The organism is Desulfoluna sp., assembly GCF_030145185.1.
GTDB lineage: Bacteria > Desulfobacterota > Desulfobacteria > Desulfobacterales > Desulfolunaceae > Desulfoluna.
On the sequence record NZ_JAQYWB010000007.1, the window covers coordinates 39,061 to 53,713 of the forward strand.

At 50.0% G+C, this 14,653-nt stretch carries 7 protein-coding genes; 5 read left to right on the forward strand and 2 right to left on the reverse strand.

Going from position 1 to position 14,653, the window contains the following annotated elements:
- The first annotated feature begins 328 nt into the window (after positions 1-328).
- From scpA to Q1Q75_RS03380, 4 genes are all read left to right on the forward strand, one after another.
- Positions 329-2,455, forward strand: coding sequence for a methylmalonyl-CoA mutase (gene scpA, locus Q1Q75_RS03365; RefSeq protein ID WP_300667597.1), 2,127 nt, complete (start codon positions 329-331; stop codon positions 2,453-2,455).
- A 344-nt stretch (positions 2,456-2,799) separates the two neighbouring features.
- Entirely contained in the window at positions 2,800-3,777 is a 978-nt protein-coding gene (meaB, locus tag Q1Q75_RS03370; protein ID WP_300667598.1) for a methylmalonyl Co-A mutase-associated GTPase MeaB, read from the forward strand.
- 804 nt (positions 3,778-4,581) lie between these two features.
- Positions 4,582-5,169: a hypothetical protein gene (locus Q1Q75_RS03375; protein ID WP_300667599.1), complete on the forward strand. Its 588-nt coding sequence runs from the start codon at positions 4,582-4,584 to the stop codon at positions 5,167-5,169.
- Between the two features lie 591 nt (positions 5,170-5,760).
- Positions 5,761-9,507: a caspase family protein gene (locus Q1Q75_RS03380; protein ID WP_300667600.1), complete on the forward strand. Its 3,747-nt coding sequence runs from the start codon at positions 5,761-5,763 to the stop codon at positions 9,505-9,507.
- A gap of 604 nt (positions 9,508-10,111) precedes the next feature.
- Here the strand turns inward: Q1Q75_RS03380 and Q1Q75_RS03385 are convergent.
- Complete coding sequence (locus tag Q1Q75_RS03385; RefSeq protein WP_300667601.1) at positions 10,112-11,824, reverse strand: FAD-binding oxidoreductase; 1,713 nt, start codon at positions 11,822-11,824, stop codon at positions 10,112-10,114.
- A gap of 13 nt (positions 11,825-11,837) precedes the next feature.
- Positions 11,838-13,385, reverse strand: coding sequence for an FGGY-family carbohydrate kinase (locus Q1Q75_RS03390; RefSeq protein WP_300667602.1), 1,548 nt, complete (start codon positions 13,383-13,385; stop codon positions 11,838-11,840).
- Positions 13,386-13,897: 512 nt separating this feature from the next.
- Here Q1Q75_RS03390 and Q1Q75_RS03395 point away from each other — a divergent pair.
- Positions 13,898-14,593, forward strand: coding sequence for a GntR family transcriptional regulator (locus tag Q1Q75_RS03395; protein ID WP_300667603.1), 696 nt, complete (start codon positions 13,898-13,900; stop codon positions 14,591-14,593).
- The last annotated feature ends 60 nt before the right edge of the window (positions 14,594-14,653 follow it).

A 14,653-nucleotide genomic window follows, 5' to 3' on the forward strand; every position in this document is an offset into this window, starting at 1 on the left:
CCACCCATTGAGATGGGCACGGCATGACCTTTGTCCATCCTGCGACGCCGCCGAAATTCCAACGGTGTTGGCGACATGGGGCCTGAATTTATAATGGATGGAGCGCAGCGACGCCTCGAACGAAGCACGAAGAACAAAGAACGAAGAACCTCCATTTATGGAGCGTAGCGACGCCTCGAACGAAGCACGAAGCACGAAGAACGAAGAACCTCCATTTATGGAGCGCAGCGACTCCTTGAACGAAGCACGAAGAACAAAGAACCTTCATCGATGGGTGCTGAGAAAGGGCGGCGATCAGATTGCTTTTTACCCTGAAAGGAGAATCGGTATGGGCCGTGGCAATTGTCTTGAAGCCTGGCGGAAGTTGGCGGAGAAGGAGCTTCGGGACAGGGAACTTGAGAGCCTGACCCGGACCACGCCGGAGGGGATATCCATCAAGCCCTTGTATACAGAGGGAGACCTGGAGGGGCTGCCGTGGGCGGGGGCGTTGCCGGGGTTGCCTCCTTATGTCCGGGGACCGAAGGCCACCATGTACGCGGGGCGTCCCTGGACCATTCGGCAGTATGCTGGCTTTTCCACGGCGAAGGAGTCCAACGCCTTTTATCGAAGAAACCTCGCAGCAGGTCAGAAGGGGCTCTCCGTGGCTTTTGATCTGGCCACACACCGCGGGTACGACTCGGACCACCCGAGGGTGGCAGGCGATGTGGGCAAAGCCGGGGTGGCCGTGGATTCCGTGGAGGACATGAAGATCCTTTTCGATGGGATCCCCTTAGATGCCATGAGTGTCTCCATGACAATGAACGGCGCGGTGCTTCCGGTGCTGGCCGGATACATCGTGGCCGCGGAAGAGCAGGGCGTGCCCCACGAGAAACTCACCGGCACCATTCAGAACGATATTTTAAAAGAGTACCTCACCCGCAACACCTATATTTATCCCCCGACGCCCTCCATGCGTATTGTCTCGGATATCATCGGCTTCTGTTCAAAGGAGATGCCCCGGTACAACACGGTGAGCATCAGCGGGTATCATATGATGGAGGCCGGGGCCGATTCGGTGCTTCAGTGTGCCTTTACCCTGGCGGATGGCCTGGAGTATGTGAAGGCGGCCCTTGACGCCGGGCTCGATGTGGACGATTTTGCTCCGCGACTCTCCTTTTTTTTCGGCATCGGCATGAACTTTTTCATGGAGATCGCCATGCTTCGGGCGGCCCGCTTCCTCTGGGCGGAGATCATGGCCCGGTTCAGCCCCAAAGACCCACGATCTTCCATGCTGCGCACCCATTGCCAGACCTCCGGGTGGAGCCTGTCCCGGCAGGACCCCTACAATAATATTATTCGCACAACCGTGGAGTGCCTGGCCGCCGTCCTGGGAGGTACTCAGTCCCTTCACACCAACGCCTTTGACGAGGCCGTTGGCCTGCCCACGGAGCTTTCATCCCGGGTGGCCCGCAATACGCAGATTGTCGTTCAGGAGGAGAGTGGGGTCTGCAACGTGGTTGATCCTCTTGGGGGCTCGTATTATGTGGAGTCCCTCACCCGGGAGATTGTGCTCAAGGTGCGTGACATTCTTGGCGAGGTGGAAACCCTCGGCGGCATGGCTCGTGCCATTGAATCGGGCATGCCGAAAATGCGTATTGAGGAAGCCTCGGCCCGTCGTCAGGCCCGTATCGATCAGGGGCTCGATGTCATCGTGGGCGTGAACCGTTATCAGGTGGAGGACGAAGACGAGCTGGAGGTGCTTGACGTGCCCGCCACCATCCGGGAAGAACAGATCGAAAGGCTTCAGGCTCTAAAGAAAAATCGTAATCAGGACGAAGTGGACGGTTGCCTTTTGGCCATCACCCGCTGTGCCGAAGGAAAAGGCAATCTCCTGGAGGCAGTGATCCCGGCCATGCGTGCCCGCGCCACCGTGGGAGAGGTCTCCGATGCCATGGAGACGGTGTTCGGCCGATTCACCGCCACCACCCGGTGTATCTCCGGGGTTTATGCCGGAGAAATGGGAGACAGCGACACCCTGGCCACCCTCCGAAATCGTACCGATGCCTTTGCTGAACATCATGGAAGACGACCGCGTATTCTCCTGACCAAAATGGGCCAGGACGGCCACGACCGGGGGATAAAAATTATCGCCACCGCTTACGCCGATTTTGGTTTTGACGTGGATCTCTCCCCCATGTTTCAAACCCCCGAAGAGGCAGCGAAAATGGCCGTGGAAAACGACGTCCACGCCGTCGGGATTTCTTCTCTTGCCGCCGGTCATAAAATTTTAGTCCCGGAATTGATCCACCACCTCACCGAGCACGGCGCCCGCGATATCGCCGTCTTCGTGGGCGGTATCATCCCGCCGGCAGATTACGACCTTTTGGCGAAGATGGGCGTGGAAGATATTTTTGGCCCAGGCACCCGCGTCACCGAATCCGCAAACCGAATTCTTAATGTTCTGCTGGACGAGTAGGGGATGGGCGAACCACAGAGGCTCAGTGTGCACAGAGGAAGGGCGAAAAAGCGTGCCAGGCTCGCGGTATGGGTTATGCGAGCACGCCCTTATGTGACGCGTTGCCGATGGTGTAGGGGATGTGAGGTAGGGTGTGCTTGCGCACCGCCGAAGAACCGTAACGGTCATGAAATCTCATGTACGGGTGACCTTCAAGCCGCATAGAAATGGCAAAAGACGTTGGTTTTCCGAACAAATGGTGCGCAAGCACACCCTACCAGCCGTTCACCGTTCACCACTCACCATTAACCCTTCACTACTCACCACTCACTACATACTACATACTACATACTACATACTATCCTATGCCCACTTACTCCTACAACGCCACCCGTCTGATCCAAGGTGTCCTCGCCGGAAACCGGCGGGACCTCGCCCGAACCATCACCCTTTTTGAAAGCAGAAACCTTGCCCATCAAGAGGTCGCCTCTGACGTGATGCGGGGGCTCGCCCCCCATGCCGGGGGCGCTCTGCGCCTGGGAATCACCGGTGTCCCTGGGGTGGGGAAATCCACCTTCATCGAGAGTTTTGGGATTTATCTGGTTGACCGGGGCCACCGGGTGGCTGTGCTGGCCGTGGATCCCTCCAGTCGGCTCAGCAGGGGGAGTATCATGGGAGACAAGACGCGCATGGAAGGCCTTTCGCGGCGTGATGAGGCCTTTATCCGGCCCTCTCCCTCGGGAGGGACCCTTGGCGGTGTGGCAGCACGGACCCGTGAGGCCATGGTGGCCTGTGAGGCAGCCGGGTTTGACGTGATTCTCGTGGAGACGGTGGGGGTCGGGCAGTCCGAGACCACCGTGAAAGGCATGGTCGATTTTTTCCTGCTCCTGATGCTGGCCGGAGCCGGAGACGAGCTCCAGGGCATCAAACGGGGCATCATGGAGCTGGCCGATGCCGTGGCCATTACCAAGTCCGACGGAGAGAACCGGGAGCTGGCAGAAAGAGCACGGAAATCTTATGAAAACGCCCTCTCTTTTTTCAGCAGGGATCGAAAGGTGCCCGTGGTGACAGCCAGTGCCCTGGATGGCAAGGGGTTGGATTCCCTTGAAACCATTTTGTCTGATTTCTATACAGAGGACAAAGCGTCCGGTGCCTTAGAGCATCGACGGAAAAAACAGCAGATTGACTGGCTATGGGCGCTGGTGGAAGAGGGGCTTATGGAACGGTTTAAACAAGCTCCGAAGGTTGTTTCTCTTGTGGATGAGATGGTGGCTGGGGTGGAAAAAGGGGAGATTTTCCCCGGCCACGCAGCGCGGAAGCTTTTGGATCGGTTTTCAGGGTAGGGGAATTGCCTTTGTAACTATTTAGCTCCAAAAAAAGCCTGCGGCGGCAAAGTGTGCCATCTTGAAAGCAGATATCGGATGTGAATTAACCCACGGTTCTCGGGTAAATTACATCCGTTTTTTTTCGTTTCATTGCTCTCGTCTCATAAGCCGAGAGCAATAGTAATGACTGTTGTGGATGGCCTCATGATAACTTAAAAATGTACGATTTGAGATTCATAAGTAATATAGCAAGGAGGGGTTTGAGATATGATTTAATCACAAATAGATCGCGAATGCTGAATATGATTTTATCGTCTTTTCTCCATAGAACCACATTCTAAGCTCTTGATAATTGTTTCTATCTTTGCTATTTTTCAATCCATTAGGTAAGCACAAACTCTGGTGCCCCCCGGTTTGACCGTTTCACCAGTGGCCATTGAACATCAAAATTCGATGTTATGACTAAAAAACAGGCATTTCTAAAATGCCAATGATTATCCGCTACGGAACAAACTGTAAGATTTAATGGCCAACGTTCTATCCGTCCATTAGCCCGAGCTGAGCCGTGATAAATACGTCAGGATAAATTATAGCGTTCGTTTAGCCCGAAGGGTGAGAAAATCAGACAGAATACCGTGGATTACATTTTGTATTCTTGAAACAACGGAAAATATTGCTGCAAAGAACTATAATTACAATTTATTCCTTAGCCCTGATTGCTTTCTCGTGAAATATCCGGGCTAAATCGCTTTGGACAGCCATCAAGTCTGCGTTTTGACAAGATGTCATAACTTAAAAGAGCAAATACAAGGAGTCTATGGAATGAAGAAGTTTATTTTAATGTTTCTTTTAATCTTAATACCCATTGAATCGCCTGCAGCGATGTGGACAAAACAAGTCGACGCAAAAAGCGCTGATGATCTATTTGATGGTTATTATATACAAACGACGGATAATAAATTTTATGAACTGAATATGGGGTGGGACGTGTACCCCTCCAGATTTATGGACTGTTATGATGCTGAAAAATTCTCTTCCAGAGAAGAAGCAAGAAAGAGTCGTAGTCACATATGTTGCCTCAATCCTAAAGATAGCTCACATGAAATTTATAAAACAGACATTTCTGCAGATAAAATAAAATTTTTTATTTATGTGCCAGATAGTAGTAACCATGATTGGATGGGTTTGAAAATGAGAGAACTCAAGAAAAAGAATGTTTATTTTCGTGATGACGAAAAAGTAAGTCGATTTACTTTTTCTGAAGACAAGCGATATGATATCTTTTCTAAAGAACGAAAAAGAAATGGAATTATAATTATTAAATTGAACGAACATCCAAAATCAGAAGTTCCTTACATTATAAGCTATGTTGGTGAGGGTAGATACAGCTTTCCCATCCAGTTTAAGTAGTATCTGCTGAGTTTCTGTTTTATCGGCGAAAAGAACCTGTTGAATGGAGTCACTTCCAACCGCTGTGTTCTATTTTTGAAACAGGTCGGTGGACTTTTTGGCCTCTCAAATTGAGAGGCTCACCGAATTAAAGATCCTCGAGACGGAAAGAAGGTTTGTGTGGCACATTCACGACGTATCGTTTCAAACTTTTGTTGAATCGATTGCCGTGCCTCCTGAAGAATCAGTGCTGGATTTTGATGGCACTGATGATCCACATTATTGGGATCAAGTCGGCATATTCTGCAACTCATATTAGGACCATTATTGGTTTTTCCACTGGATGTATCTTGTAGCACACAGCTGCTTGTACCGAATCTCAGGCTGTAGTGGCCCGAAGGGTGAGAAAATCAAACAGAATACCGTGGATTACATTTTGCATTTTTAAAACGATTGAAAATATAGCTGCAATATACTGTAATTGCTGGCCATTCCTTAGTCCAGGTTGTTTTTTCATGAAATAATCGGGTTAGGTGCAGAAATAGATCGCTTTGAGCGGTTAACAACCAAGCCTCCTGTTTGACGGGAGGTTATGATTTTCGAGGACGTATTATGCAACGAGCACTCAGTCTATTTATCGTAGCTGTTCTTTTCATCACTCAAGGTTGTATGTCAAGCCGCATGAATTTGACCTCAATTAATAGTAGCAGAACAGACACCCCAAGTATGTCACTGCTTATTGAAGAAGGCTTAAACTCCGGGTGGAAGCACCATACAAGCCATGATGGTAGCTTGATAGCTGTCTACAATGGTAAAGATATAGTTATTAAATCAATATCAACCGGAAAGACAATTAAGCGCCTTAAAATAGACACCTATTTATTTGCGTTCGCATCGGCAGCAAATTTTTTCTATGTGAAAGAAAAAGGCAAACTACATGTCTGGAATATTAATGATGGCTGGAAGCACAGCTCCTTTAAAATACCTAAAAATATAGTCGCTAAATTTTACGTCAGCCCTTCTGGACAGAAGGTATTCGTAAAATCATGGAGCAAAAATGCAACGGCCTATATTTATTCCATAGATGGTAAGAAACTGAGTAGTTTTCCTTTCTTGTATAAGAAGAATGAACTAACAGAAAGGGTTGTGTTCTCCGGTGAGAATGAGCTGTTGACAACCTATAAATATAGATTGCTTAGAGTGACATTTGGGGCAAACCGTCACTCCATACGAATTGTTTATAATGGAAAGTCTAAAGCGAGGTTTAAGGACTTTGATAAACAATTCTACAGTAACGGCGAAGTTAAGGGGATTAGCCGGAACGGGAAATATTTTGCAACAGGTTACATTGATCCACATAAAAATGTGAATATGAAAGGAGAGACAACAACCATTAAGATAAGAAGGTGTCGTGATGCCAGGGTTGTACGCCGTTTTACCGTGAATAAAAATTATGATGAGCGTCCTTCTCAAAATTCAGCCATATCCATCTCCAATAATGGCCGGTATATCGCAGCCAGCGTGAATGGGATACCGACAATCTTTCACAATAAAACCGTTAAAAAGTTCAAAGATCACAGAGGTGGAGATATTGAATTTATTGAAGGTCTGTCACTGGCACTGGTGATCCCGGATAAAGGGGCATCGATACCATCGGTACTGTACGATATAGATAACGAGTTTGTTGTTACTGAATTCAGTCCCGGGCAGCGTCACGTTAAACGGCTGGTTTTTAATGATAAAACCAGTGATCTGTTTATGGATGGTTATCGGGTTAACCTGTCAACCGGTGCTTATATTCCATACCCATATAAAGATGGGCAGATTATAGTCAACAGCCTTGGAGAAAGCCTCTCGGTTACCACACGTGGTGAAATCTATAAATTAAATAACTTATCGTGGAAGCGTGTTTATGCATTAAATAAGAATCATATATATAAAGGGTTAGGGGATAAGTTTTTCGATTCTCTTGAATTTCACTATGAGGTATCTGGTGATAAAAATACCTTGGTCGCCATATCATCCATCGGGGACATGTTTGTTATTGACCTAAGGAATTTGATAGTAAAAGAAGGGCTGCCAAGATTTTCATCACCATATCAATATACAGACCTTGCTTACTATCGTCGAGTTGATGGGCGGTTGGGGCGCTACGTTTTCAATGAAAACGGATCTTTTATTGGGTTTAAAGACTATCCTGGGACCTCAGCCTTACTTCAGAAGTACAAAGACTATTTAAAGACAACATTTAATCCTCTGAAACATGGTTTAAATTCCAATTCGCGTGTTGCGGCCCTGTCTCCCAACGGCCGTTACCTGGCGGTCTCTGAATCGGTAACCGGCCATCAGCCCGCAAATGCCATTCGTGTTTTTGATTTGAAATTTAACAAAGTTATGGCCTCTTTTGATGCACAAGAATTTGACTTTAAATCAAATAGGAGCATGCTGGTTGATTATCTGGAATTTACCCCAGATGGAGAATGCCTCGTTGCTGTCTCCCAGGGGGGGACACTCTACAAAAAAAAGGGACAGCCGCAAGTTTGCAATGATATTAAGGTTTGGCGAGTCTCCAATGGTGATGTTGTTTATACCCCCCGGGGAAAGATGGGGGTCCCCCTCTTTGGTTTGGTTGTCTCCCTTGACTCTAAACAGGTCGCTGTGCGTGGAGAATCTGGCGGACTAAGAGTCCTTGACCTCAACTCAAAAAGGGTTGAAGTGTTTAACGGAGTCGACTTGAGAGGGGTTACAGCCCTGAAGGCAACCCGCAGTGGGTTTGTTGTCGGTTTATCGGATGGGTCTTTCTATGATGTGAATAGCAACAGGCATGTGCATGGCTACTTCAAAGAAAAGATCACTGACATCATCGATTTGGGTGATCGTTTGGCTATTTCAAGTGATGATGGCTCTGTCAAAGTCTTTGATGCCGGACCAATGAAGTACCTGTACAGCGTTGTCTCTCTTTTAAAAGACAACTACTTGATTGCAAACAGTGACAACTATTACATCTCTTCACCGGAAGCCAGTAAGTATGTCCGCTTTAAAGAGGACGATACGTTCTATTCATTTGAAGATTATGACTTAACGCGCAACCGGCCAGATCGAGTTTTGAATACGATAGGCTTAACCTCTCCTGGGGTTATTGATTTTTATCAAAAATTACATAAGCGAAGAAATCAGCTTTATAATCAGGGCAATCTATCCGCAGAGTCGGGAAGTGATCTGACACAAACGCGTCCCGAAATTGATATTACCCATGAGGTTCCGTTTGTTGTCAACACGAGCAAGTTAAATTTGACGTTTGATTATGATGGGCATGGTGTTGGAATCGCAGCTGTTCACGCCCGCGTAAATGGGGTCCCACTGTTTGGGGCAACGGGGAAAAAGATCTCGGTAAGTGCAGCATCACAGAATAAAATGTCAGTGCCATTGGTTTTTGGCCGTAACAAAATTGATCTGTTTGCCATCGACAACAAGGGTGTGCAGTCAAAAAAATCAACGGTATTTACCAATAACATCCGAGAGCAGGTCACAAATCTGTATGTTGTGAGTATTGGTGTTTCTGACTACACTGATAACAGACTCGACTTAAAGTATGCAGCAAAGGATGCTCACGATGTTGCCTCGTCACTGCTTCGCCAATATGATCAGAAAACAATCAACAAAGCTTATAAATTGGTCATCACCGATAAAAGGGCGACAAAGAAAAATATTCTTACCAAAACCCGTTCATTCCTGGCTAAGGCGAAGTTCAATGATATTGTCGTGCTGTTCCTGGCTGGGCATGGCTTTAGTGAAAACGGCCAGTATTTCTTTGCTTGTAATGACATCAACATAGATAAAGTTGTTGAATCGGGGCTTCCATTCGACACCTTGGATGCGCTACTAAGCAGTATTACCCCCAACAGAAAGCTCATGTTATTTGATACCTGCTTTAGTGGCCAGGAAGATCTCTATAACTCGGCAGAATCAAAGCGGCTGTTAAGCAGCAATGTGCGTTCCAGAAGTATTCCGATCAGTCGGGGATTAACGCTTAAAAAGGGGCCTTCGATACGATCTGAGATTGTAGAACGATTGGCATTTAATAACCTGAGTCAGGGCTCTGGCGCCATTGTGTTATCCAGTTCGGGTCAGCAGGAATTCAGTTATGAAGATGGCACTTACAAAAATGGTATCTTTACCTATTCACTACTCAAATCATTGAGTGATAAAGCATCGGATTTGGATGGAGATGGAAGCCTTTCCATTAGAGAAATCGAAACGTATATTTCGAATAAAGTTGAAGAGTTAACCTCAGGGCAACAACAGCCTAATATTCGTAATGAAAATGTGAATATGAATTTTGAGTTGGTTTCGCAATAGATAAAAAGAAAGGCAAATATTTTATATATTTGCCTTTCTCAATGGTGCCTGTGGCCTCTCGTAAAAAGGGGAAAAATTGACCGGCCACGCAGCGCTGAACCTTTTGAATCGATTTTCAGAATAGCCTCTCCCTTAAAAAAAAAGAAAACAGGCGGACTCTGGGAAAGTCCGCCTGTTCTCTAAGGGGGGAATGCTGTTGATGAGGGGAATTACTTTAAGATGTAATATATGCGAAAAATGGAGACGCGTCTATGAAGTGAAAGGCTCAAATTTATGGGGGGTATTCCTGGGAAACGGGAAAAAGTGGGTGAATGGTGAGTAGGGAATAGTGAGTGGTGAATAGTGAGTGGTGAATGGTGAGTAGGGCATAGGGAGTAGGGCATAGGGAGTAGGGAAGGGGGGGGCATTTTGTGCTGAAAAGTACAAAAGGGCCGACCCATCAGCGGATGTGGTCGCCCTGAGGAACGAAGGGCGGGAGCATTCGCAACCTGCTTTCAAGGTGGCACACCTTGCCGCCGGAGGCACGTTTTTGCCCCGAACTTTAACCATAGAAGAGATAAAAACCGCCTCCCGGGTGTGGTGTTACCCGGAGAGGCGGTTTTTTTTACGAATCGATGGGCTCATCGAGTCCCAGGGTGCCGCCGGGATTCATGATGTTGTGGGGGTCGAAGTGTTTTTTAAGGGCTTTTAATGTGTTCATTTGGCCTTTGCCCAGGTGTTTCTCCATGAAGGGCGCCATCATGCGCCCCACGCCGTGGTGGTGGGAGAGGGTCCCGCCGTTGGCTTCGATGCTGTCGATGACGCCGCGTTGAAAAGTGACGAATTCTTCGCGGGTTTCAAATTTACCGATGAAGATGAAGTAAAGATTGGTTCCCTGGGGATAGATGTGGGAGCAGTGGGTCATGCAGAGGGTGTCGGGGCGTTTTTTTATGTAGTGCCGGACGCCCATGTGGACCTGGTGGAGGTTGTCCCATTTGACGCCGGTCTCCAGGGTGTCGATGACCACGCCGTAGTCGTTAAAATCTTCTCGCATATAGGGGTCGTTGAAACGGCCATGCTGCCAGAGCTTGACGGGGTAGCCGGTGAGGCTCATGGCGCCGTTGGCCTTTGCGATGCGATGGACGTTTTTACGGACGTTTTTGGAGAAGCCTTTTTCGCCCTCGGTGTGTCCGAGGAGGAGGCAGCGCTGCTCGGATTTGTAGCCCTTTAAGCCCATCAGGGTGTCGAGAAGGGTCCCTTCGATGCCGTGTTGTTTGAGGCCGATGGTGGTCTCTTCGGGGTCGGAGATGCGGAAGACCGAGGGCATGCCGCATTCGGCCTGGGAGATTTCCCGGGTGGCGTTGACTGCGTCCTGCCAGGTCGGAAAGATAAAACTGAATCGCCTGCGGGTCTTCGGGGTGTTGCGGAAGACCTTGAGGGTGGCCCGGGTGAGGACCCCGTAGGCGCCTTCACTTCCTTTCAGGATGTCGTTGACCATGGGGCCGGTGGCGGTGCCGGGAAAATCGAGGGTGGTCACCTTACCTGTCGGGGTGACGCAGGTCTGGCCGAGGACGAGGTCCACGGCGTCGCCGTAGTAGGAGGACTGCTGGCCTGAGCCTTTGGCTGCGATCCAGCCGCCCACGGTGGAGAACTCGAAGGACTGGGGAAAGTGGCCGCAGGTGTATGAGTGCCGGGTGTTGAAGGTGTTGGGGGCGTTGTTGAGGAGGCTTTCTAAGGCTGGCCCCATGATGCCGCACTCCACGGTGATGGTCTGGTTGGTTTCGTTAAACTCCACCACGCGGGTCATGTGGGTGGCCATGACCAGGGTGACACCGCCCTTGCCGGGTGTGAGCCCTAAGGTGACGGAGCTGCCGCCTCCGAAGACGTGCAGGGGAATTTTTCGATCATGGCAGAGGGCCACGATTCGGGAGATCTCTTCTTCGGTGCGGGGGTGAATGATGAGGTCGGCGAGCTTGTCCGGCTTGCCGTCTCTCAATGCGTAAATCTCCTCCATGGTTTTGCCGGTGGAATATTTGACGCGGTCGTAATCGCTTGCCGAGATATTTTCTGCACCGGAGATCGCTGTCAGGGCTTCGACGGCCTCTGAATCGATGACAGGGGCGTGGTTTTTAAGTGTGACGGGGTCGTCTCCGGTGCCCACCGGAGCGCTGAATGCCTCGTCGGTAAGGCCGAAGGTCTCTTTAAGCAGGGCATACAATTTGGTGTTGGGGTGTTTGAATCCGTCGGGTGCCCCCCACTTGAAAATGGAGCGCCAGCTTCCGGGTTCGGGGGGGGTGGTTCGCCATTGGGGCTCAAAGGTTTTCTTTTTTTGTTTCATTGGAAGGGCTCCTTTATTCGGGGTATCCGGTGATATCCCGGATCTCTTTGTAGATGGGGTCCAGGCGTGGGTAGATGCGCTTATAGACCCGTTGGTATAATTTATTGTAAAGGGCTGCGCGGTCGGGGCTCGGCTCAAAGGTCGTGTCGTAGTGGACCATGGTGTCGATGGCGGTTTGAAAGTCTGCGTGGAGTCCAAGACCCACAGCGGTGACGATGGCGGCCCCCAGCCCAGATGTTTCCGTGGTTTTTCCCCGGACCAGGGGGCGGTTGAAGATATCGGCCGAGATCTGGCAGATCTGGTCACTTCGAGAGGCCCCACCGGAGACGGCGAGGCGCTTTACAGGTATTTTTGTCTTTTTTTCAAGTCGTTCCAGACCTTCCAGCAGAGCGTATCCCAGCCCTTCAATCACCGCTTTATACACATGCTCTTTTTTGTGAACATCACCGAACCCAATCATGGCTCCCTTGGCGTTGGGATGCTCAAGGCCCGGCCCCCAATAGGGCTGAACCATGAGCCCCATGGCACCGGGGGGGGCGTTCTCCAGGAGGCGGTCCATCTCGGCTTCCGGGGCAATCCCCTTTTCTTCGGCGCGTTCCACCTCTTTGTGGGAAAACTCATTTTTAAACCAGGTGATCATCCAGTAACCCCTGAAGATTTCAATCTCCGGGTTCCAGTGGCCGGGGATGGGGGCCGGGTAGGCGGGCATGAAGCGCAGGGGCTCAAAATAGCGGGTGGTGCTGAGCTGAACCGTGGCGGTGGTGCCAAAGCTGAGGCTGGCCATTTGTTCATCGAGGACGCCCATGCCGAGGGTTTCGCATCCTTTGTCCGACCCGCAGGCTACGACGGGCAGGCCTTCGGCAAGGCCCGTGTCCATGGCGGCCTTGCGGGTGATGTGTCCCAGCACCTCGCCGGGAGCCACGATTTCGGGGAGTTTCTCCCTTTCTATGGGAAAAAGAAGCGAGGAGGGCTCGAAACGGGACGCCCAGCATCTTTTTTTGTAATTGAAGGGGATGTGGCCGATCTGGGAGGCCGAGGAGTCTGCGAATCGTCCGGTGAGCCGGTGGTTGAGAAATCCGGAAACCTGGAGATATTTATGGGTGTTTTCCCAGATGTCGGGCTGATTCTGTCGGATCCAGTTTGCTTTGCCCTCTTTTTGAACCTTGGTCAGGATGGACCCCACGCCGATGGCGTTGAGGATGGGACCTAAGGGAAAGGGGGGGGTGAATACAGGGGCTGCTTTTCTCTGGTCCAGCCAGGTGATGGCCGGGCGCAGGGGAGTGCCGTTTTCATCGACATTGATCATGGTGGCCCGCTGGGTGGTGATGCCCACCCCTTGAATGGCGGCCATGTGATCGGGGCAGCGTTTCTGGAGCGCCTGGCATCCGTCCACCAGGCTGTCCCACAGCAGTTCCGGATTCTGTTCGGCCCAGCCTGGATTATCGCTGAAATAGGGGGTGTATTCCACCTGCTCGCTGTCCAGAAGGGTGCCGTCCCCGGAGAAGAGGAGGGCCCTCATGCTTTGGGTGCCGCAGTCGATAGAGAGGATCACAGGTTTCATGGGGGCTCCTTTGGGGTTAGCTCCGTAAAAGGGTCGGTGTGGCTGCGATGCCACCCGATCTTTGCCATGGGGTCCGACTAAACTCAGGTGTATAAGGCTGTGAACAGTACAGAGATAGGCTAACCCGGATATTTCATGAGAAAACGACCATACCAAAGCAATAATACGTTATTACAGCGTGTTACCAAGAAAGATATAGACATTTCAAAAATACAAAATGTAATTCACCGTTTTCTACTCGCCTTTCTCACCCTTCGGGCGAGCCGAGTGCACCCATCTTCTGCGTTATCAGAGCTTTGAGGTAAACCACTACATCTGCAGCTCTGATGCCTTGAATATGGATGCACTCGACTCGTGAAATATCCGGGCTAAACCTGTTTACGTTCAACGTACAATTATTTTTTACAGGGTAATCAGGCTGTTGATGCCTTGACACCGTTTTACGTATAGTGGTATGACCACTTATCAGATATTGACTTTGCTGCAAAGAAAAAAATGGAGGATATCAAGCGATGAGTAGCAGTGCCAACCCTTTACGTCCCACGAAGTCCTTTGAGCACAAGCTCGTGAGTGCCATTTTGGATGGTACCTACCCTCCGGGGGCCAAATTGCCTGCAGAACGGGCGTTGGCCGTTGAAATGGGGGTGACCCGTCCGACGTTGCGGGAAACCCTGAAGCAGATGGAGGCTGAAGGGTGGATTACCATTGCCCACGGGAAACCCACCGTGGTGAATGATTATCTGAAGACGGGTGGGTTGGGGATTCTCTCCACCTTGACGCGTCACAAAGGCTTTGTATCCAAATCCTTTGTTTCTCATTTTCTTGAGCTGCGCTCTGCGCTCATGCCCCGGATGGCTATGTTTGCTGTCTGGGAGGAGAGGGATCCGTTGCTGGCATACCTGAGGGAAGCCGAGGCCCTTAAGGAGGATTCGTCTTCCTATGTGACGTATGACTGGGGGTTGCATCTGAGGTTGGCGGATCTCTCAGGGAATCCGTTTTATCGCATGATTTTAAATGATTTTGGGGAGATGTATCTTTCCATGGGGACGCTCTATTTCGATGAGCCGGACCATCGCAGGGACTCAAAGCTCTATTATGGGGCCTTGCGGGAAGTGGTCGAAAATGGGGATTGTAAAGGGGCTTCGGAGTTGGTGCGGGAGACCATGGAAAATGCGTCTACGCTCTGGAGATCCATGGTCGGGGCGTAAGCCCTGATATTTCACGAGTCGGTGTCGTTTTGAAATAATTGCATTTTCAGCAATAACCTA

Excerpts from the sequence above, each read along its gene's own strand:
- Q1Q75_RS03380 (WP_300667600.1), top strand. The coding sequence starts at position 5,761 with ATGCAACGAGCACTCAGTCTATTTATCGTAGCTGTTCTTTTCATCACT.
- Q1Q75_RS03375 (WP_300667599.1), top strand. The coding sequence starts at position 4,582 with ATGAAGAAGTTTATTTTAATGTTTCTTTTAATCTTAATACCCATTGAA.
- meaB (WP_300667598.1), top strand. The coding sequence starts at position 2,800 with ATGCCCACTTACTCCTACAACGCCACCCGTCTGATCCAAGGTGTCCTC.
- scpA (WP_300667597.1), top strand. The coding sequence starts at position 329 with ATGGGCCGTGGCAATTGTCTTGAAGCCTGGCGGAAGTTGGCGGAGAAG.
- Q1Q75_RS03385 (WP_300667601.1), bottom strand. The coding sequence starts at position 11,824 with ATGAAACAAAAAAAGAAAACCTTTGAGCCCCAATGGCGAACCACCCCC.
- Q1Q75_RS03390 (WP_300667602.1), bottom strand. The coding sequence starts at position 13,385 with ATGAAACCTGTGATCCTCTCTATCGACTGCGGCACCCAAAGCATGAGG.
- Q1Q75_RS03395 (WP_300667603.1), top strand. The coding sequence starts at position 13,898 with ATGAGTAGCAGTGCCAACCCTTTACGTCCCACGAAGTCCTTTGAGCAC.